The 17805-nt window shown below is 74.1% G+C and carries 14 protein-coding genes and 1 riboswitch; of the genes, 11 read left to right on the top strand and 3 right to left on the bottom strand.

The genetic code is table 11. The features are described from left to right. The first annotated feature begins 3 nt into the window (after nucleotides 1-3). The 3 genes from kdpC (at nucleotide 4) to K7G61_RS15280 (ending at nucleotide 2536) form a co-directional block, all read left to right on the top strand. Entirely contained in the window at nucleotides 4-630 is a 627-nt protein-coding gene (kdpC, locus tag K7G61_RS15290) for a potassium-transporting ATPase subunit KdpC (RefSeq protein WP_225847367.1), read from the top strand. A 162-nt stretch (nucleotides 631-792) separates the two neighbouring features. Beyond that, nucleotides 793-1917: a universal stress protein gene (locus tag K7G61_RS15285; protein WP_225847366.1), complete on the top strand. Its 1125-nt coding sequence runs from the start codon at nucleotides 793-795 to the stop codon at nucleotides 1915-1917. 106 nt (nucleotides 1918-2023) lie between these two features. Further along, complete coding sequence (locus K7G61_RS15280; protein WP_225847365.1) at nucleotides 2024-2536, top strand: aminoacyl-tRNA deacylase; 513 nt, start codon at nucleotides 2024-2026, stop codon at nucleotides 2534-2536. Nucleotides 2537-2566: 30 nt separating this feature from the next. On the opposite strand, the gene K7G61_RS15275 is transcribed toward K7G61_RS15280, so the two are convergent. Beyond that, nucleotides 2567-3496, bottom strand: a complete 930-nt coding sequence (locus tag K7G61_RS15275) for a sucrase ferredoxin (protein WP_225847364.1) — start codon at nucleotides 3494-3496, stop codon at nucleotides 2567-2569. A gap of 212 nt (nucleotides 3497-3708) precedes the next feature. Continuing rightward, nucleotides 3709-6153, bottom strand: coding sequence for a DNA topoisomerase (ATP-hydrolyzing) subunit A (locus K7G61_RS15270; protein WP_225847363.1), 2445 nt, complete (start codon nucleotides 6151-6153; stop codon nucleotides 3709-3711). Between the two features lie 218 nt (nucleotides 6154-6371). Here K7G61_RS15270 and K7G61_RS15265 point away from each other — a divergent pair, with 218 nt between their 5' ends. From K7G61_RS15265 to K7G61_RS15250, 4 genes are all read left to right on the top strand, one after another. After that, nucleotides 6372-7757 carry a pitrilysin family protein gene (locus K7G61_RS15265; RefSeq protein WP_225847362.1) on the top strand — a complete coding sequence of 462 codons (1386 nt, stop codon included), beginning with the start codon at nucleotides 6372-6374 and terminating at the stop codon, nucleotides 7755-7757. Between the two features lie 17 nt (nucleotides 7758-7774). Then, nucleotides 7775-9139, top strand: coding sequence for a pitrilysin family protein (locus K7G61_RS15260; protein ID WP_263984433.1), 1365 nt, complete (start codon nucleotides 7775-7777; stop codon nucleotides 9137-9139). 222 nt (nucleotides 9140-9361) lie between these two features. Beyond that, nucleotides 9362-9515: riboswitch (cyclic di-AMP (ydaO/yuaA leader) on the top strand. Between the two features lie 14 nt (nucleotides 9516-9529). Continuing rightward, complete coding sequence (locus K7G61_RS15255) at nucleotides 9530-10363, top strand: M23 family metallopeptidase (RefSeq protein WP_225847360.1); 834 nt, start codon at nucleotides 9530-9532, stop codon at nucleotides 10361-10363. 309 nt (nucleotides 10364-10672) lie between these two features. Further along, the gene (locus K7G61_RS15250) at nucleotides 10673-11347 is read left to right on the top strand and encodes a GntR family transcriptional regulator (RefSeq protein ID WP_225847359.1); all 675 of its coding nucleotides are present in this window, start codon (nucleotides 10673-10675) and stop codon (nucleotides 11345-11347) included. A gap of 290 nt (nucleotides 11348-11637) precedes the next feature. Here K7G61_RS15250 and K7G61_RS15245 read toward each other — a convergent pair whose 3' ends face one another. Then, entirely contained in the window at nucleotides 11638-11919 is a 282-nt protein-coding gene (locus tag K7G61_RS15245; protein ID WP_225847358.1) for an HPr family phosphocarrier protein, read from the bottom strand. Nucleotides 11920-12132: 213 nt separating this feature from the next. On the opposite strand from K7G61_RS15245, the gene K7G61_RS15240 reads away from it, so the two are divergent. The 4 genes from K7G61_RS15240 to K7G61_RS15225 all read left to right on the top strand — a co-directional run bounded on the left by K7G61_RS15240 (nucleotide 12133) and on the right by K7G61_RS15225 (nucleotide 17744). Continuing rightward, complete coding sequence (locus K7G61_RS15240) at nucleotides 12133-15033, top strand: bifunctional GNAT family N-acetyltransferase/acetate--CoA ligase family protein (protein ID WP_225847357.1); 2901 nt, start codon at nucleotides 12133-12135, stop codon at nucleotides 15031-15033. Nucleotides 15034-15156: 123 nt separating this feature from the next. Further along, nucleotides 15157-15741, top strand: coding sequence for a DUF5998 family protein (locus tag K7G61_RS15235; protein WP_225847356.1), 585 nt, complete (start codon nucleotides 15157-15159; stop codon nucleotides 15739-15741). Further along, on the top strand, nucleotides 15741-16934 hold the full coding sequence (locus K7G61_RS15230) for an alkaline phosphatase family protein (RefSeq protein ID WP_225847355.1): 1194 nt from the start codon (nucleotides 15741-15743) through the stop codon (nucleotides 16932-16934). The genes K7G61_RS15235 and K7G61_RS15230 overlap by 1 nt, the downstream gene beginning before the upstream one ends. A gap of 90 nt (nucleotides 16935-17024) precedes the next feature. Beyond that, nucleotides 17025-17744 carry a thymidine kinase gene (locus tag K7G61_RS15225; protein WP_225847354.1) on the top strand — a complete coding sequence of 240 codons (720 nt, stop codon included), beginning with the start codon at nucleotides 17025-17027 and terminating at the stop codon, nucleotides 17742-17744. Nucleotides 17745-17805 lie beyond the last annotated feature (61 nt).

Here is a 17805-nt window from a genome sequence, read left to right as displayed (position 1 = left end):
CCCATGACCGGACTTCCCACGGCGGTCCGCACCCACCTGGCCGCCCTCCGCATGCTGCTGCTGCTCACCGTGATCACCGGGATCGTCTACCCGCTGGCGGTCACCGGCGTCGCGCAGGCGTTCCTCGGCCACACGGCCAACGGCTCGCTGATCAGGGACGACGGCCGCGTCGTCGGGTCCGGCCGCATCGGCCAGAGCTTCGACCTGCCGAAGCGGAACCCGGGTGACCCCGACGAGGCCCCGCGGCCGGACCCGAAGTGGTTCCAGCCCCGCTACTCGGCCGGTGCGTACGATCCGCTGCGCTCGGGCGCATCCAACCTCGGCCCCAACAACCCGAGCCTGACCGGGACGATCAAGGAGCGCAAGGCGGCGATCGCGGCCTTCGACGGCGTGCGCCCCGAGGACGTGCCGGCCGACGCGGTCACCGCCTCCGGCTCCGGCCTCGACCCCGACATCTCCACGGCCTACGCCCACGAACAGGTCTACAGGGTCGCCAGGGCCCGCGGCCTGACCCCCGCGGCGGTACGCGACCTGGTCGCGGCCAACACCCACGGCCGCGTCCTCGGCTTCCTCGGCGAGCCGTACGTCAACGTGGTCCAGCTCAACCTCGCCCTGTCCAGGACGGCGTGAGCGCCGGATCCGGCGCCCGCCCGCCCGGCCGCCCGGCCGCCCGCGGCCCTCGCGGCGTCTCGCGGCCCGGGACCCGGCGTCCGATGATGGAGGAGAAGGACTCGTACGCCGGTCCGGCCGGATCTCGGACCGCGGCCGCCGGGCCGGGCGAGAGGAGTGGCGATGCCGCGTGGCAAGCTGCGGGTCTACCTCGGCGCGGCGCCCGGCGTGGGCAAGACGTACGACATGCTCAGCGAGGGCCACCGCCGTGCCGAACGCGGCACCGACGTGGTCCTCGCGTACGCCGAGGACTACGGGCGGGCCCTGACCCGCGAGATGGCCGAGGGACTGGAGACGGTGCCCCGCAGGACCATGACGTACCGGAACTGCGTCTTCACCGAGATGGACCTCGACGCCGTCCTCGCCCGCCACCCGCAGGTCGCCCTCGTCGACGAACTCGCCCACACCAACGTCCCGGGATCCCGTCACGAGAAGCGCTGGCAGGACGTCGAGGAACTCCTGGACGCCGGCATCGACGTGATCTCCACCGTCAACATCCAGCACCTGGAGTCGCTCAACGACGTCGTCGCGGAGATCACCGGCGTCACGCAGCGCGAGACCGTACCCGACGACGTGGTCCGCGGCGCCGACCAGATCGAACTGGTGGACATGTCGGCCGAGGCGCTGCGCCGCCGTATGGCGCACGGCAACATCTACGCGCCCGACAAGATCCAGGCCGCCCTCGACAACTACTTCCGCGCCGGAAACCTCACCGCTCTGCGCGAGATAGCGCTGCTGTGGGCGGCCGACCGCGTGGAGGAAGCACTGCTGCGCTACCGCACGGACCACGGCATCCAGCAGCCCTGGCCCACTCGTGAGCGCGTGCTCGTCGCGCTGTCCGGCGGCCCCGAGGGCGACGCCCTCGTGCGCCGCGGCAAACGCGCCGCCTCCCGGGGAGCGGGCGGCGAACTCCTCGCCGTCCACGTCCAGCGCGACGACGCCCTCGCCACCGTCCCCTCGCCGTCCCTGGAGCGCCAGCGCGCGCTGGTGGAGGAGCTGGGCGGCACCTACCACACCGTCACCGGCGAGGATCCCGCCGCGGCCATCCTCGCCTTCGCCCGGGAGGTCAACGCCAGCCACATCCTGATCGGCGCCACGCGCCGCGGCCGGCTCAAGCGGGCGGTGTCCCGCGGGACGGGCGAGACCATCATCGAAGGCTGCGGGGAGGACATCGACGTGTACGTCGTCACACACTCCCAGGCCGCCCACGGCCGGCTCCTTCGCCGCCGGGCGGGCCCCGACGCGTGAGAGTGCCCGCGGCGCGCCGCCGCCGTACGGCATCCGCCGCCATGCGAGCCGGTCCGTGCCGTGAAGTCCCGTCAACTCCCGCTCCACGCACGGTAATCTCGGCGGCGTGAGCGATTCCGCACCGACCGGCCCGCTGAAGGTGCTCACGGCACTCGGCGTGCCCTTCGCACTGCACGAGCACCCCGGCGCGGTCGTCCCCGTCGAGGTCTGCGCCGCTTTGGGCGTGCCCCTGGAGCGGACCGTCAAGACCCTGGCCTTCGTCACCCCCGACGACCGGCTCGTCCTGGCGGCCCTTCCCGGCCACGCGCGGCTGCGCTACGGCGCCCTGGCCAGGGCCGTCGGGATCCGCCGCACCGACCTGGCGCCGGCGGGCGCCGACCGGCTGGCGCGCGCCGGGATGCTGCCCGGCGGCGTGTGCCCGGTGTCCGCGGACCCGGCCGCCGCCGTGGTGTTCGACGAGACCGTGGGGGGCCTGGGCCGCGTGCACTGCGGCAGCGGCCGGCCCGACAGGAGCATCGAGATCGACGTGGCGGAGCTGATCGGCGCGGTGCAGCAGGCCGCGACCGCGCAGATCGCCGACATTCCGGCCGCCGACGTCGCGACGGCCGCACCCGCGTGAACCTTCCCGGGCGTCCGGCGAAGGTCGGTGTCAGCGGGCGGGCGCGTGGTTCCCGGTCACCGCTTCGAGGGCGATGACCTCCAGCCGGGCCGGGGTGCCGAGGGCCGCGCCGCAGCTTTCCGGGCGGGGCGGCAGGCAGGGCCTGCGCACCACGGTCACCCGCCAGGCCCGGCCGTCGTCGTGGGCGACGTCGACGCTCCAACGGTCGGGCGACTCCTCGGCGGTACGCCCCACGGTGACGGCTCCGGCCCGGTCCTCGCCGGTCAGGGCGCGTACGGCCAGGTCGGCGGCCTGGCCCGGCCGGTCCCAGGTGGAGCGACCGCGGCAGCCCGCGGACACGACGCGACCGCCTCGAACCGCCTCCGCCACGTCCTTCGCGTGGCCGCTGTCCATCCTGCCGTAGACGTAGCCGTAGGGCAGGACGAGCATCGTCGGGGCGAAGCGATGGCCGCCGAGGTGGGTGATCTCCCAGACGTCCAGGCCACCGAAGGAGGCGAGTTCCGCGGCGAGCGGGCGCCCGTACATCGCGCAGCAGCGGTCTCGTTTGCCGTTGGTGCAGACCGCCACGATCGGGGGGCCGGCGTACGGGGTGCCGATGCCGGGGTCCGAGCCCGCGGCCATGGCGGCGAAGTCCAGGGAGGCCAGTTCGGCCGGGTCGGCCACCTCGGCGGTACGGATCCAGGAGGAGTCCGGCGCGGTGTGGGCCACGATCACCCGGTGACGGCCGGGCCGGTGGGAGTCGAAGTGGCGGCCGGGGCGGCGGATCAGGGCGGCCCTGACGCCGGTGCCGGCGGTGGCGCGGTCGAGGGCACGGCCCGTTTCGGGATCCATATGGCTCGTTGTGAGGGCCTTGGCACCCCAGGGGCCCGGCTGTTCGACCAGCAGCCAGGTGCGGGCTACCGGGGCGGTGGCTTCCAGTGGTTCGGCCAGGTCGGCGGAGGCCCGCGTGCACGTGATCACCCGGTCGAGGGTACTGGGGGCGGTTCGAGGGCGCGCTCCGGGGCGGGGCCGGCGGGTCGGGCGGTCCGTCCGCGCAAGGCCCCGCGGCCGGACGCCCGGCCCCGCGGCCAGACCGCAGCACCCGAGTCCGGCCGGGGGCGCCCCTGGCGGCAGGCGCCCCGGCCCCGGCGCGGAAACACGCGCCGGGGCACCGGGCGCAGCTCCGGACCGGTCTAGACCGGTCCGGCGACCGCGGCGACGGACTTGGCCAGGGGGACGCCGGAGCCGTCGCGACGCGGGTCCTTCGGGGGCAGCTCCGCGGGGCTGCCCGTCGCGGTCGCCGCGCGGGCGGGGGCGGCGCCCGCCCAGGCGAACAGGAGGCCCGTCTCGCCCCGCAGGAGGCGCTGGCAGCGGACGCCACCGGTGGCGCGGCCCTTGCGGGGGTACTGGTCGAAGGGGGTGAGCTTGGCGGTGCCCTCGCCGCCGCCGTCCAGGGTGTCCTCGGCCCGGGCGACGGTGAAGACCACCGCGTCCGCGGCAGGGTCGACGGCGGTGAAGGAGATCACTTCGGCGCCGTCGGCGAGCTTGATCCCGGCCATGCCCGCCGCCGGCCGGCCCTGGGGCCGTACCTGGGCGGCGGGGTAGCGCAGCAACTGGGCGTCGTCGGTGATGAAGACCAGGTCCTCCTCGCCGGTGCGCAGCTCCACCGCGCCGACCACCTGGTCGCCCTCCTTGAGGGAGATCACCTCCAGGTCGTCCTTGTTCGCCGGGTAGTCGGGCACGACCCGCTTGACGACGCCCTGTTTCGTGCCGAGGGCGAGTCCCGGCGAGGACTCGTCGAGGGTGGTCAGGCACAGCACGCGCTCGTCGTCCCGCAGCGACAGGAACTCGGCCAGCGGGGCGCCGCCGGCGAGGGTGGGCACACCGGTGGCCGGGGGAAGGATGGGGAGGTCGATGACGGCGAGCCGCAGCAGGCGGCCCTCCGAGGTGACCACGCCGATGTCGGCGCGGGCCGTGGTGGGCACCGCCGAGACGATCAGGTCGTGCTTGGCGCGCTTGCCACCGCTCTCGCCGAACTCCTCGCCGCTCGTGGTGCGGCCGAGCAGCCCGGTGGAGGACAGCAGCACCCGGCACGGGTCGTCGGCGACCTCCAGCGGCACCGCCGCGACCGGGGTGTCCGCCGACTCCAGCAGCAGCGTGCGGCGCGGCGAGCCGTACTGCTTGGCCACCGCGGCCAGTTCGGCCGACACGAGCTTGCGCAGCTCCGCGTCCGACTCCAGGATGCGGGTCAGCTCGGCGATCTCCGCCTGGAGCCTGTCCCGCTCGGCCTCCAGCTCGATCCGGTCGAACCGGGTGAGGCGGCGCAGCGGGGTGTCGAGGATGTACTGGGTCTGGACGTCGGACAGGGAGAACCGCTCGATCAGCCGCTCCTTGGCCTGTGCCGCGTTATCGCTGGCCCGGATGATCGCGATGACCTCGTCGATGTCGACCAGCGCCACCAGGAGGCCGTCCACCAGGTGCAACCGGTCGCGCCGCTTGCCGCGGCGGAACTCGCTGCGCCGGCGCACCACGTCGAAGCGGTGGTCGACGTAGACCTCCAGCAGCTCCTTCAGGCCCAGGGTCAGCGGCTGGCCGTCGACCAGGGCGACGTTGTTGATGCCGAAGGACTCCTCCATCGGCGTCAGCTTGTAGAGCTGTTCCAGGACGGCCTCGGGGTTGAAGCCGTTCTTGACCTCGATGACCAGGCGCAGCCCGTGCTCGCGGTCGGTCAGGTCCTTGACGTCCGCGATCCCCTGGAGCTTCTTCGCGTTGACCATGTCCTTGATCTTGGCGATGACCTTCTCCGGGCCGACGTTGAACGGCAGCTCGGTGACGACCAGGCCCTTGCGGCGCGGGGTGACGTCCTCGACCGCCACCGTGGCCCGCATCTTGAAGGTGCCGCGCCCCGTCTCGTACGCGTCGCGGATCCCGGACAGGCCGATCACGCGGCCGCCGGTCGGCAGGTCGGGACCGGGGATGTGCCGCATCAAGGCGTCGAGGTCCGCGTTCGGGTGGCGGATCAGGTGGCGGGCGGCGGCCACGACCTCGTTCAGGTTGTGCGGCGGCATGTTGGTGGCCATGCCGACCGCGATCCCGGACGCGCCGTTGACCAGCAGGTTCGGGTACGCCGACGGCAGGACGTCGGGCTCCTGCTCCTGGCCGTCGTAGTTCGGCGTGAAGTCGACGGTGTCCTCGTCGATCGACTCGACCATGAGCTGGGCCGGCCCGGACATCCGCGCCTCGGTGTACCGCATGGCCGCGGGCAGGTCGTCCAGCGAGCCGAAGTTGCCGTGGCCGTCGACCAGCGGCAGGCGCTGCGAGAACGGCTGGGCCATGCGCACCATCGCGTCGTAGATCGACGCGTCGCCGTGCGGGTGCAGCTTGCCCATGACCTCGCCGACCACGCGGGCGCACTTCACGTACCCCCGGTCGGGGCGCAGGCCCATCTCGTTCATCTGGTAGACGATCCGGCGGTGCACCGGTTTCATGCCGTCGCGGGCGTCGGGCAGCGCGCGCGAGTAGATCACCGAGTAGGCGTACTCCAGGTAGGAGCCCTTCATCTCGTCCACGACGTCGATGTCGAGGATCCGCTCCTCGAAATCGTCGGGCGGCGGCGTACTGCTCGTGCGGCGGGCCATCTCGGCGGCGCTCCTTAGCTGGTTTAGCCGGTTCTGCTTCTGCTGCTCAGTGGCTCTCTGGTGACGCCGACCATTGTGGACCGCGCCACCGACAACGCCGACCAGGACCCGGCACGCGCGCGTTGTCCACAGGGAACTCCACCGGAGGTCCGCTCGCTTGCCTAGAGTGGCAGCACTCTACGCAGTCACGAGCACGCGACCGGAAGGACAGCCAGCCCATGGGTCACACGGCCACCCCGGAGGCACACTCCAGCGGCCTGACAGCCACCGAGCACCGCCTGGCGAACGGCCTGCGGGTGGTGCTCTCCGAGGACCACCTCACCCCGGTCGCGGCCGTCTGCCTCTGGTACGACGTCGGGTCGCGGCACGAGGTCAAGGGCCGCACCGGCCTGGCCCACCTCTTCGAGCACCTGATGTTCCAGGGCTCGGCCAGCGTGAAGGGCAACGGCCACTTCGAGCTGGTGCAGGCGGCCGGCGGCTCACTCAACGGCACCACCAGCTTCGAGCGCACCAATTACTTCGAGACGATGCCCGCCCACCAGGTCGAGCTGGCCCTGTGGCTGGAGGCCGACCGGATGGGCAGCCTGCTGACCGCCCTGGACCAGGAGAGCCTGGACAACCAGCGGGACGTGGTGAAGAACGAGCGCCGCCAGCGGTACGACAACGTGCCCTACGGCACCGCGTTCGAGCGCCTGGCCGCCCTCGTCTACCCGGACGGCCACCCGTACCACCACACCCCGATCGGCTCGATGGCCGACCTGGACGCGGCCTCGCTGGAGGACGCCCGCGCGTTCTTCCGCACGTACTACGCGCCGGGCAACGCGGTGCTGGCGGTCGTCGGCGCCATCGACCCGCAGCAGACGCTGGGCTGGATCGAGAAGTATTTCGGCAGCATCCCCAACCACGACGGCAAGCCCGCGCCGCGTGACGGATCGCTGCCCGCCGTCGTCGGCGAGCAGGTGCGCGAAGTGGTGGAGGAGGACGTGCCCTCGCGGGCGCTGATGGCCGCCTACCGGCTGCCCGAGGACGGCTCCCGTGAGGCGGACGCGGCCGACCTGGCACTGACCGTGCTGGGCGGCGGCGAGTCGTCCCGGCTGCACAACCGGCTGGTGCGCCGCGACCGCACCGCGGTGACCGCCGGGTTCGGGCTGCTGCGGCTGGCCGGGGCGCCCTCGCTGGGCTGGCTCGACATCAAGGCGTCCAGCGGCGTGGAGCTGCCGGTCATCGAGGCCGCGGTGGACGAGGAACTGGCCAGGTTCGCCGAACAGGGGCCGACTCCCGAGGAGATGGAGCGGGCCCAGGCCCAGCTGGAGCGCGAGTGGCTGGACCGCCTGGCCACGGTGGGCGGCCGCGCGGACGAACTGTGCCGGTTCGCCGTCCTGTTCGGCGACCCGCAGCTCGCGCTGACCGCCGTCCAGCGGGTGCTGTCCGTCACCGCGGAAGAGGTCAGGGAGGTGGCAGCGGCCCGGCTGCGGCCGGACAACCGCGCGGTGCTCGTCTACGAGCCGACCGGCGGAGGGCAGGCGGGCGGCGAACAGGCCGGGGACTCCGGTGAGCAGGCCGGGGAGTCCGGCGACGACCAGGAAGAAGAGGGCCAGCAGTGAGCGACACCGCCGCCGTGATGACGTTCCACCCGCAGCCGGAGCCGGGCGAGGCCAGGCCGTGGGCCTTCCCCGCGCCCGAGCGCGGCACCCTGCCCAACGGGCTGACACTGCTCACCAAGCACCGTCCCGGACAGCAGGTGGTCGCCGTCGAGGTGCTGCTGGCCGCGCCGCTGGAGGCCGAGCCGCAGGGACTGGACGGCGTGGCCACCATCATGGCCAGGGCGCTGTCGGAGGGCACCGACGAGCACACCGCGGAAGAGTTCGCGGCCGAACTGGAGCGCTGCGGCGCCACCTTGGACGCCCACGCCGACCACCCGGGCGTGCGCGTCTCGCTGGAGGTGCCGGCCTCCCGGCTGGACAAGGCACTCGGCCTGCTCGCCGAGGCGCTGCGCGCCCCCGCCTTCCCCGAGGACGAGGTCAAGCGGCTGGTCGCCAACCGCCTGGACGAGATCCCGCACGAGCTGGCCAACCCGGCCCGGCGCGCGGCGATGGCGCTGTCCAAGGAGCTGTTCCCGGCCGAATCGCGCTTCTCCAGGCCGCGCCAGGGCACCGAGGACACCGTCCGCGGGATCGACGCCAAGGCGGTCAAGTCGTTCTACGACGCTCACGTCCGGCCCGCCACCTCGACCGTCGTCGTGGTCGGCGACTTCACCGGCATCGACCTGCCCGCGCTGCTGGACAGCACGCTGGGGCGGTGGACCGGCACCCGTGCCGAGCCCCGGCCGCGGCCCGTGGTCAGCGCGGACGACACCGCCCGGGTGGTGATCGTCGACCGGCCCGGCGCCGTGCAGACCCAGGTGCTCATCGGCCGTACCGGCCCCGACCGCCAGGACCCGGTGTGGGCCGCGCAGGTGCTCGGCGTCTACTGCCTCGGCGGCACCCTGACCTCCAGGCTCGACCGCGTACTGCGCGAGGAGAAGGGCTACACGTACGGGGTGCGCTCCTTCGCCCAGGTGCTGCTGTCCTCCGCCGACGGCACGGGTGCGGCGCTGCTGGCCATCAGCGGCTCGGTGGCGACCGAGGTCACCGGCCCCGCGCTCGCCGACACCTGGCAGGTCATCCGCACCCTCGCGGCCGACGGGCTCACCGACGAGGAGCGCGACGTGGCGGTGCAGAACCTGGTGGGCGTGGCCCCGCTGCGCTACGAGACGGCCGCCGCCGTCGCCGACACCCTGGCCGACCAGGTCGAGCAGCAGCTGCCCGACGATTTCCAGGCCGGGCTCTACGTGAGGCTGGCCGAGACGGGCACGGTGGAGGCCACGGCCGCGGTCGTCAACGCCTTCCCGCTCGACCGGGTGGTGACCGTCCTCGTCGGCGATGCCGCGAAGATCGCGGACCCGGTCCGCGAGCTGGGCATCGGCCCTGTGACGATCATCACCTGATCCCTGCGGCGGGCATCCCTCGCGGAGCGCCCGCCCGTAACCCTTCCGGAACCCCGGCAGCCCGTGCGGCGCCGGGGTTCCGGGCGTTTTGGCGGCCCGTCTCCGTGCCCCTGGCGTCGCTTGCGAGCCCGTTGCGAAGGGCCCTCGTGGCCGCGTGTCGCGCGCCACATATCGGCTGATCTGTTTGGTGGAGGGGTGTTCGCCCGGCTAGCGTCTACGGCCGTTGTGTCATCGCCGAGTCCCCGTCAGGGGAGCCGGGGAACCAGGTAGTTGGGGTGAATCAGGACATTTCACCAGTAAGTGGTGGGGTGTTCGGTAGGAGACCTTCCTGCTCCGAACCCGTCAGCTAACCCGGTAGGCGAGAAGGAAGGAAAGGAGCGACGCCTCCCCATGGCGTTCACCGTATCGCCCGCCGTGCGCGGGAAGCACCGCCGCGCCCGGCGCGGCCCCGGCCGCACCGGCGCCACCCTGGCGGGAGTGGCGGCACTGACCGCCGTCGGCGCGTTCGGCGCCACCGCGGCCGCCGCCCCGGGTCAGAGCCGCACGGCGGCTTCGGCGGGCGGCATCGCCTCCGCCCGCGACGCCTCCGCCCCGGACGCCGCCTTCGCCCGGGCGGTCTCCGTGGGCGAGGCGCTGACCGACGCCGTGGCGGAGCAGGCGGACGCCCAGCGCGAAGCCGCCGCCGCCGAGCAGCGGTCCGCCGACAAGGCCAGGGCCGACGCCAGGGCCGTCCGCGTCAGGGCCGAGGCCGCCGCACGCGCCAAGGTGGCCGCCGCGGCCCGCGCCTCCCGTGCGGCCTCCCGCCGCGCACTCGCCGCCGCCTGGACGCGCCCCGTCGGTGACGCCCCCATCGGCACCCCCTACCGGGAGGCGGGCGCCTACTGGTCCAGCGGATACCACACCGGCGTGGACTTCCTGGTGCCCATCGGCACCACGGTGCACGCGGTCGCCGTCGGCACGGTCGTCTCCGCGGGATGGGACGGCTCCTACGGAAACGACGTGATCATCCGGCACGCCGACGGCAAGTACACCCTCTACGGCCACCTCACCCGGCCGCTGGTGGCCGCCGGGCAGCGCGTCGCGGAGGGCGAGGCGATCGGTGTCTCGGGCGCCACCGGCAACGTGACCGGCCCCCACATGCACTTCGAAGTGCGCACCGGTCCGGACTACGGCTCGGACATCGATCCGGTGGCTTACCTGCGCTCCCACGGGGTGACGCTCTAGCCGTCCCGGCTCCGGCCCGGGGAACCTGCTCCCGCCGCGACCGGTGGCCGGCGCCCGGGAAGCCGGATGGACCGGCGCCCGGGCGCCCGGTGACCGGCGGGCCACCGGGCGCGCGCCTCCCCGGCCCCGGGTTCACCCGCGTCTGCGCGCTTCCGCGTCCCCGCACCCCCGCTTCCGCGCCCGGAACAGCCGCACCTGTCCCGAATCAAATCCCTCTATTCGGGGGCTGCTTTTCCGATCTCCCGCGTGCTGGAATAGAGTTCGGCACAATACGGGGAAAAGAATGGAGCCTGCGATGCGGATTCGGATGTGAGCGGGGCGGACGGCTCGGGGCGGCGCATCTCCGCCCAGGTGGTGTGTACGGCCATCCGCGACGACATCGTCGGCGGATTCTTCCCGCCCGGGGCCCGGCTGACCGAGGAGCTCCTGGCGCAGCGGTACGGGGTCTCCAGGGTTCCCGTGCGCGAGGCGCTGCGCACCCTGGAGTCCGAGGGCTTCGTGCGCACCCGCAGGCACGCCGGGGCCTCGGTCGCCGAGCCCACCGAGCGGGAGGCCGCGGACCTGCTGGAGATCCGCGGCCTGCTGGAACCGCTGGGCGCCGCGCGGGCCGCCCAGCGCCGTACCGAAGCGCACCTCAAGGTGCTGCGCGGCCTGGTCCGCCTGGGGCAGGAGCGCGCCGTGCAGGGGCAGTTCTCGGACCTGCCGTCGCTGAGCGGCTGGTTCCACGAGACGCTCGCGCAGGCCTCCGGCAGCCCCACGCTGGCCGCGCTGCTCACCCAACTGCGCCACAAGATCGCCTGGGTGTACGGGGACGCCTCCGCCGGTCGGGCCGCCGAGTCCTGGGACGAGCACGCCGCCATCACCGACGCCGTCGCCCGCGGCGACGCCGAGCGCGCCCGCCGGCTGGCCGCCGTCCACGTGGAGCGGGCCACGGCCGTGAGGAACCCGAAACATCCCGTAAACGCGGTGCGCCGCCGTGCTTAACATTCGCGTCGTATACAAGGTGCTGGAATTGCTGTTCCGGTGAAATCCAGCGGAAGCGGGAAAGCGAGGCCGGGCAATCATGGGGGATTGTCCGACCCCGCGGAATTCCGCTGCCCGCGATTGGGCCGGGTGGTGGCGCACCCTCGCGGCCGCGCCGTGAATTTCTGGCCGGCGGGCACCGCCGGCACGGCTACCACCGCGGGCACCGCCGGCTCGGCGAGTACGGCTTGGCGCGACAAGCGGGGAAAGGACGACAGCGCGAACGTGCCGCGAGCAGCCGGGCGGCGCCGTCAGACCGTCTCGGGCAGCTCCTCAAGGCCCTCGGCGACCAACTTGGCCAGGCGGTCCAGCGCGAGATCGGCGCCCTCGGCGTCGGAGGCGAGCACGATCTCCTCACCGCCCTTGGCGCCCAGGCCCAGGACGGCCAGCATCGACGCCGCGCTGACCGGGCCCCGGCCGGCCTTCGCGATGGTCACGGGGACGCCCGCGGCCATTGCCGCGCGGACGAAGATGGACGCGGGGCGGGCGTGGAGTCCCTCCGCCCAGCCGACGGTGACGCGGCGCTCAGCCATGGTGCTGCCCCTTCTGGTCGTGGCACGGTCGGTGCAGGACGTGCCGGTCATCCAGTTATCCGGACCAATCTCGCACGTACGGGCGGCCGCTCCCGCTCCGGCCGGTCGCGTCGCCGCGGTCCGCCGGTCGGGCGGACTGCCCCAAGCCTGCCCGCGCCGGCCCCCGCGCGCACCTGCCGCGCGGCCCCGGCGGGCCGCCTTACCCTGGGGCACATGACCGAGCAGCCGGCGCAGCCGTACCCCGTGCACTGGGAGGCGGACGTCGTCCTGCGGGACGGCGGCATCGCCCACATCCGCCCGATCGGGCCGGACGACGCCGGGCGGCTGGTCCACTTCTACGAGAAGGTCTCCGACGAGTCCAAGTACTACCGGTTCTTCGCGCCCTACCCGCGGCTGTCCGACCGCGACGTGCACCGCTTCACGCACCACGACTACAACGACCGGGTGGGCCTGGCGGCCACGATCGGCGACGAGTTCATCGCCACCGTGCGCTACGACCGCATCGCCGAGGACGGCCGCCCGGCCGCTCCGGGCGGCGCCTCCACCCGTGCCGAGGTCGCCTTCCTCGTGCAGGACGCCCACCAGGGCCGCGGCGTGGCCTCCGCGCTGCTCGAACACATCGCCGCCGTCGCCCGCGAGCGCGGCATCCTGCACTTCATCGCCGAAGTGCTGCCCGCCAACCGCAAGATGGTCAAGGTCTTCACCGACGCGGGCTACACCCAGGAGCGCAGCTTCACCGACGGCGTCGTCCACCTCGAACTCGACCTGGAACCGACCGCCCAGTCGCTGCAGGTGATGCGCGCCCGCGAGCACCGCGCCGAGGCCCGCTCCGTGCAGCGGCTGCTGCGCCCCGAGTCCGTCGCCGTGGTCGGCACCGGCCGCCGGCCCGGCGGGGTGGGCCGTACGCTGCTGCGCAACATCGCGGCCGGCGGCTTCACCGGGCGGCTGTACGCGGTCAACCACTCCTTCCCCGGGCCCGGCGAGGGCGGCCCCGCCGACATCGAGGGTGTGCCCGGTCACCGCTCGGTGCGGGCCATCGGCGAACCCGTGGACCTCGCGGTGCTCGCCGTCCCCGCCGCACGGGTCCCCGAAGCCGTGGCCGATTGCGGCGAGGCGGGGGTGCGCGGCCTGCTGGTGGTCGCGGCGGGCTACTCCGAGACCGGCCCGGCCGGGCGCGCACGCCAGCGCGAGCTGGTCCGCCAGGCCCGCAGTTACGGCATGCGCGTCATCGGTCCCAACGCGTTCGGCCTGGTCAACACCGCCCCCGACGTCTCGCTGAACGCCTCGCTGGCGCCGGAGATGCCGCGCCGCGGCAGGCTCGGCCTGTTCACCCAGTCCGGTTCGATCGGCATCGCCCTGCTGTCCGGGCTGCACCGGCGCGGCGCCGGACCGGCCACCTTCGTCTCGGCGGGCAACCGCGCCGACGTCTCCGGCAACGACCTGCTGCAGTTCTGGCAGGACGACCCGGAGACCGACGCCGTACTGATGTACCTGGAGTCGTTCGGCAACCCGCGCAAGTTCACCAGGCTCGCCCGCCGCACCGCCGCGGCCAAACCCGTGGTGGTGGTCAAGGGCGCGCTGCACTCCGGGTCGGTGCCCGCCGGGCACAGCGTGCCCGTCACCCGCATCCCCGACACCACCGTCTCCGCGCTCTTCCGGCAGGCCGGCGTGATCCGGGTGAACACCGTGACCGAACTCCTGGACGCCGGCCTCTTCCTCGCACTCCAGCCGCTGCCGCGCGGCGACCGGCTCGCCATCCTCGGCAACTCCGAGTCCCTGGGCCTGCTCACCTACGACGCCGCGCTCACCGCCGGCCTGCGTCCCGCCCCGCCCCGAGACCTGACCACCGCGGCCGGGCCCGCCGACTTCGCCGCGGCCCTGCGCGCCGCGCTCGCCGACCCTACGTGCGACGCCGTGGTGGTCACCGCGATCCCGCGGGTGGGCACGGAAGCCACGCCCGAGGCCGACCAGGGATCCGGCGGCGGCCCGGGAGCCGGCGGTGACCTGGCGTCCGGCGGTGACCTGGAGTCCCGGCCCGGCCCCGATTCCCGGCCCGACCGCGATCCCCGGGCCGACCCCGATTCCCGGTCCGACCGCGATCCCCGGCCCGACCCCGAGTCCGGCGACGACCCCGCGCTGGCCGCCGCCCTGCGTTCCGCCGCGCACGGCGGCGGGAAACCCGTCGTGGTGGTCCACACCGCGCTGGACGCCATGGCCGACCGGCTGACCGCGTTCGGCGAGGGCGCCCGCGTCCCCGCCTACCGCGCTCCCGACCGGGCCGTCGGCTCCCTCGCGGAGGCCGCCGCGTACGCGGCCTGGCGCAGGACCGAGTCCGAGCCGGGCCGCGTTCCGCAGTTCGACGACATCCAGGAAGCGGCCGCCGCCGAGGACGTGCGCCGGATGCTGCCCCCGGACGCGCCCGCGGAGGGGACCGAGCTGTCCGAGCGGGACGCGGCCGCCCTGCTCGGCCGGTACGGCATCCGCGTCCTGCCCACCCTGCCCGCCCCCGACGCCCGGACGGCGCTGGCCGCCGCGGGCCGGCTCGGCTACCCCGTGGCGCTCAAGACCACCGCGCCCCACCTGCGGCACCGCTCCGACCTCGGCGGCGTACGCCTCGACCTCGCCGGCGACCGCGACCTGCGCCGGGCGTACGACGAGCTGACCGCGCGCCTCGGCGCCCCCGCCGAGCTGAGCCTGGTCGTCCAGTCCATGGCCCCGCGCGGGGTCGACACGGTGGTACGCGCCGGCATGGACCCCGCGGCCGGCGCGGTCCTGTCCTTCGGCCTGGCCGGCGTGCCCTCGGAACTGCTCGGCGACACCGCCCACCGGCTCGTACCGGCCACCGACCGCGACGTGGCCGAACTGGTGCGCTCCATCAAGGCCGCGCCCCTGCTCTTCGGCTGGCGCGGCGCGGAACCCGTCGACACCGCCGCCCTGGAGGAACTGCTGCTGCGGGTGTCGATCCTCGCCGACGACCTGCCCGAAGTGGTCGCGGTCGACCTGGAGCCGGTCGTGGTCGCCCCGCGCGGTCTCTCGGTGCTCGGCGCCCGGGTGCGGCTCGCCCGCCCGCCCGCCCGTACCGATCTGGGCCCCCGCGCCCTGGCGTCGGTCTGAGGCCCGCTGCCGGGAAGGATCCGCCGGGAGCGGCGTGCCGCAAGGGGATTCCGGCAGGGGTTTTCCACAGCCGGACCCGCCTCGTCCGGAGCCGGGAAGCGCGGCGCCATTAGGATGGTCGTCATGGCGAAGACCGGTACGAGTACGCAGGGCCTGCGCACGGCCATCGAGCGCAGTGGCTATTACCCCGCCCTGGTGGCCGAGGCCGTCGAGGCAGCGGTGGGCCGGGAGCCGGTCTCCTCGTACCTGGTCCACCAGGAGACCACCTTCGACGCCAACGAGGTGCGCCGCCATGTGACCGTCCTGGTGCTCACCGACAGCAGGTTCATCGTCAGCCACACGGACGAGCAGGCCGCCGACGACACCTCCCCGACGCCGTACGCCACCACGTCCACCGAGTCGGTGAAGATCGGCCGGATCTCGTCGGTCGTCGTCAGCCGGGTCGTGGCGAACCCCGAGGCGTACACCCCCGGGACGCTGCCCCGCGAGGTGGTCCTCACCATCGGCTGGGGCGCGGTCTCCCGGCTCGACCTGGAGCCGGCCGCCTGCGGCGACCCCAACTGCGAGGCCGACCACGGCTACACCGGCTCCTCCACCGCCGACGACCTGTCGCTGCGGGTCAGCGAGACCGGCGACGGCCCCGACACCGTCCGCCAGACCCTCGCCTTCGCGCAGGCGCTCGCCGAGGCGACAGCGGCCACGGACTGATGGCCCGGCCGCTCCCCGACGCGTTCGCCCCCGTGCCGCTCGACCCGCTGACCGCCCCCGCTCCCGAGTACGGCACCGGCGCCCTCAGCGACGTGATCCCCGCCGCGGTCGCAGGCTTCGCGATCCCCGGTATGCCCGCGACCGGGCTGGTGCTGGAACCCGCCGACAGGGTGTGCGTGTTCCTCGTCGACGGCCTGGGCTGGGAACTGCTGCTGCGCCACCCGGAGCAGGCTCCTTACCTGACCTCGCTGCTGGGCACCTCCCGCGGCGGTACCGGGCGGCCGCTCACCGCGGGCTTCCCGGCCACCACCGCCACCTCGCTGGCCTCGGTCGGCACCGGCCTGCCGCCCGGCGCGCACGGCCTGGCCGGCTACACCACGCTCAACCCCGACACCGGCCAGCTGATGAACCAGCTGCGCTGGCAGCCGTGGACGTCACCCGGGGTGTGGCAGCCGCACCCCACGGTCTTCCGGCTCGCCGACGCGGCCGGCATCGCGACCTGCCAGGTCTCCTCGCCCGACTTTGAGCACACCCCGCTCACGAAGGTCGCGCTGTCCGGCGGCACCTTCCTCGGCCGGCTCACCGGCGAGGAGCGGGTGGACCTGGCCGCCGAGCGGCTCGCCGCAGCCGACCGGGCGCTGGTGTACACGTACTACAGCGAGCTCGACGCCATGGGCCACCGGCACGGCGTCGGCTCCGACGCCTGGCGCGGCCAGCTCGCCATGGTCGACCGGCTGGTGCGGCGGCTGGCCGAGCGGCTGCCGCCGCGTGCCGTGCTCTACGTCACCGCCGACCACGGCATGATCGACATCCCCTTCGACGAAGAGTCCCGCATCGACTTCGACGAGGACTGGGAGCTGCGCGCGGGCGTCGCCGTCCTGGGCGGTGAGGGCCGCGCCCGGCATGTCTACGCGGTGCCCGGCGCCGCCTCCGACGTGTTCGCGGTGTGGAGCGAGGTGCTGGGCGACCGCATGTGGGTGGCCGACCGCGAACAGGCCGTCCGCGCCGGCTGGTTCGGTCCCGAGCCGGAGCGGCGCGTGCTCGCCCGCATCGGCGACGTGGTCGCGGTCGCCCGCGACGACATGGCGATCGTGGCCGCCCGCAGCGAGCCGGGGGAGTCCAAGATGGTCGGCCTGCACGGCTCGCTGGCCCCCGTCGAGCAGTTGGTGCCGCTGCTCGAAGTACGCTCCTGAGGTCCCGCCGCGCCCGCGCGCACTTGTGAACGCCCCTGCCGCGCACACCCCGCCCCCGCCGCCCGCCACCGAAAGGCCGTCGCCCTTCCCATGCCCGAGTTGGTCTTCTTCTCCGGAACGATGGACTGCGGCAAGAGCACGCTCGCCCTGCAGATCGTGCACAACCGCACCGCCCGCGGCCTGCAGTCGGTGATCTTCACCCGCGACGACCGGGCGGGCGCGGGCCGGCTCTCCTCCCGGCTCGGCCTGGTCACCGACGCGGTCGAGGTCGGCGACGGGATGGACCTCTACGCCCATGTGGTCCGCGAGATCAGCCGCGGCGGCCGGGTCGACTACGTCGTCGTGGACGAGGCGCAGTTCCTCGGGCCCGAGCAGATAGACCAGCTCGCCCGGATCGTGGACGACCTGGACCTGGACGTCTACGCCTTCGGCATCACCACCGACTTCCGCACCCGGCTCTTCCCCGGCTCCCGTCGGCTGGTCGAACTCGCCGACCGCGTCGAGGCGTTGCAGGTCGAGGCCCTGTGCTGGTGCGGCGCCCGGGCCACCCACAACGCCCGCACGATCGGCGGTGTGATGGTCGTCGAAGGCGCCCAGGTGGTGATCGGCGACGTCGAGAGCGCCGCGGCGGCCGCGGGCTCCGCCTCCGGCCCGGCCTCGGGCCCCGGCTCCGGTTCCGCTGCGGGCACCGCTTCCGGCGAGGTCGGTTACGAGGTGCTGTGCCGTCGCCACCACCGGCGCCGGATGACCAGGGCCACGGCGGGCGCCGCCGCGCTCGGCCAGGACGTCCTGCCGGTGGGACAGGCCTGAGGCGCGCTCCCGCCGCGGTGGTCGTGACCGCAGGTAACCGCCCGCCACCGTTCGCCGAGCG

The sequence above is a fragment of the Streptomyces sp. HPF1205 genome (assembly GCF_020400825.1).
GTDB lineage: Bacteria > Actinomycetota > Actinomycetes > Streptomycetales > Streptomycetaceae > Actinacidiphila.
The sequence above is the reverse complement of the archived record's forward strand: the minus strand, read 5'-3'. Positions and strand labels throughout refer to the sequence as shown.

Coding starts and splice junctions, on each gene's coding strand:
- K7G61_RS15235 (WP_225847356.1), top strand. CDS start 15,157: ATGGCGAAGACCGGTACGAGTACGCAGGGCCTGCGCACGGCCATCGAG.
- K7G61_RS15245 (WP_225847358.1), bottom strand. CDS start 11,919: ATGGCTGAGCGCCGCGTCACCGTCGGCTGGGCGGAGGGACTCCACGCC.
- K7G61_RS15240 (WP_225847357.1), top strand. CDS start 12,133: ATGACCGAGCAGCCGGCGCAGCCGTACCCCGTGCACTGGGAGGCGGAC.
- K7G61_RS15285 (WP_225847366.1), top strand. CDS start 793: ATGCCGCGTGGCAAGCTGCGGGTCTACCTCGGCGCGGCGCCCGGCGTG.
- K7G61_RS15230 (WP_225847355.1), top strand. CDS start 15,741: ATGGCCCGGCCGCTCCCCGACGCGTTCGCCCCCGTGCCGCTCGACCCG.
- K7G61_RS15270 (WP_225847363.1), bottom strand. CDS start 6,153: ATGGCCCGCCGCACGAGCAGTACGCCGCCGCCCGACGATTTCGAGGAG.
- K7G61_RS15255 (WP_225847360.1), top strand. CDS start 9,530: ATGGCGTTCACCGTATCGCCCGCCGTGCGCGGGAAGCACCGCCGCGCC.
- K7G61_RS15265 (WP_225847362.1), top strand. CDS start 6,372: ATGGGTCACACGGCCACCCCGGAGGCACACTCCAGCGGCCTGACAGCC.
- K7G61_RS15260 (WP_263984433.1), top strand. CDS start 7,775: ATGACGTTCCACCCGCAGCCGGAGCCGGGCGAGGCCAGGCCGTGGGCC.
- K7G61_RS15225 (WP_225847354.1), top strand. CDS start 17,025: ATGCCCGAGTTGGTCTTCTTCTCCGGAACGATGGACTGCGGCAAGAGC.
- kdpC (WP_225847367.1), top strand. CDS start 4: ATGACCGGACTTCCCACGGCGGTCCGCACCCACCTGGCCGCCCTCCGC.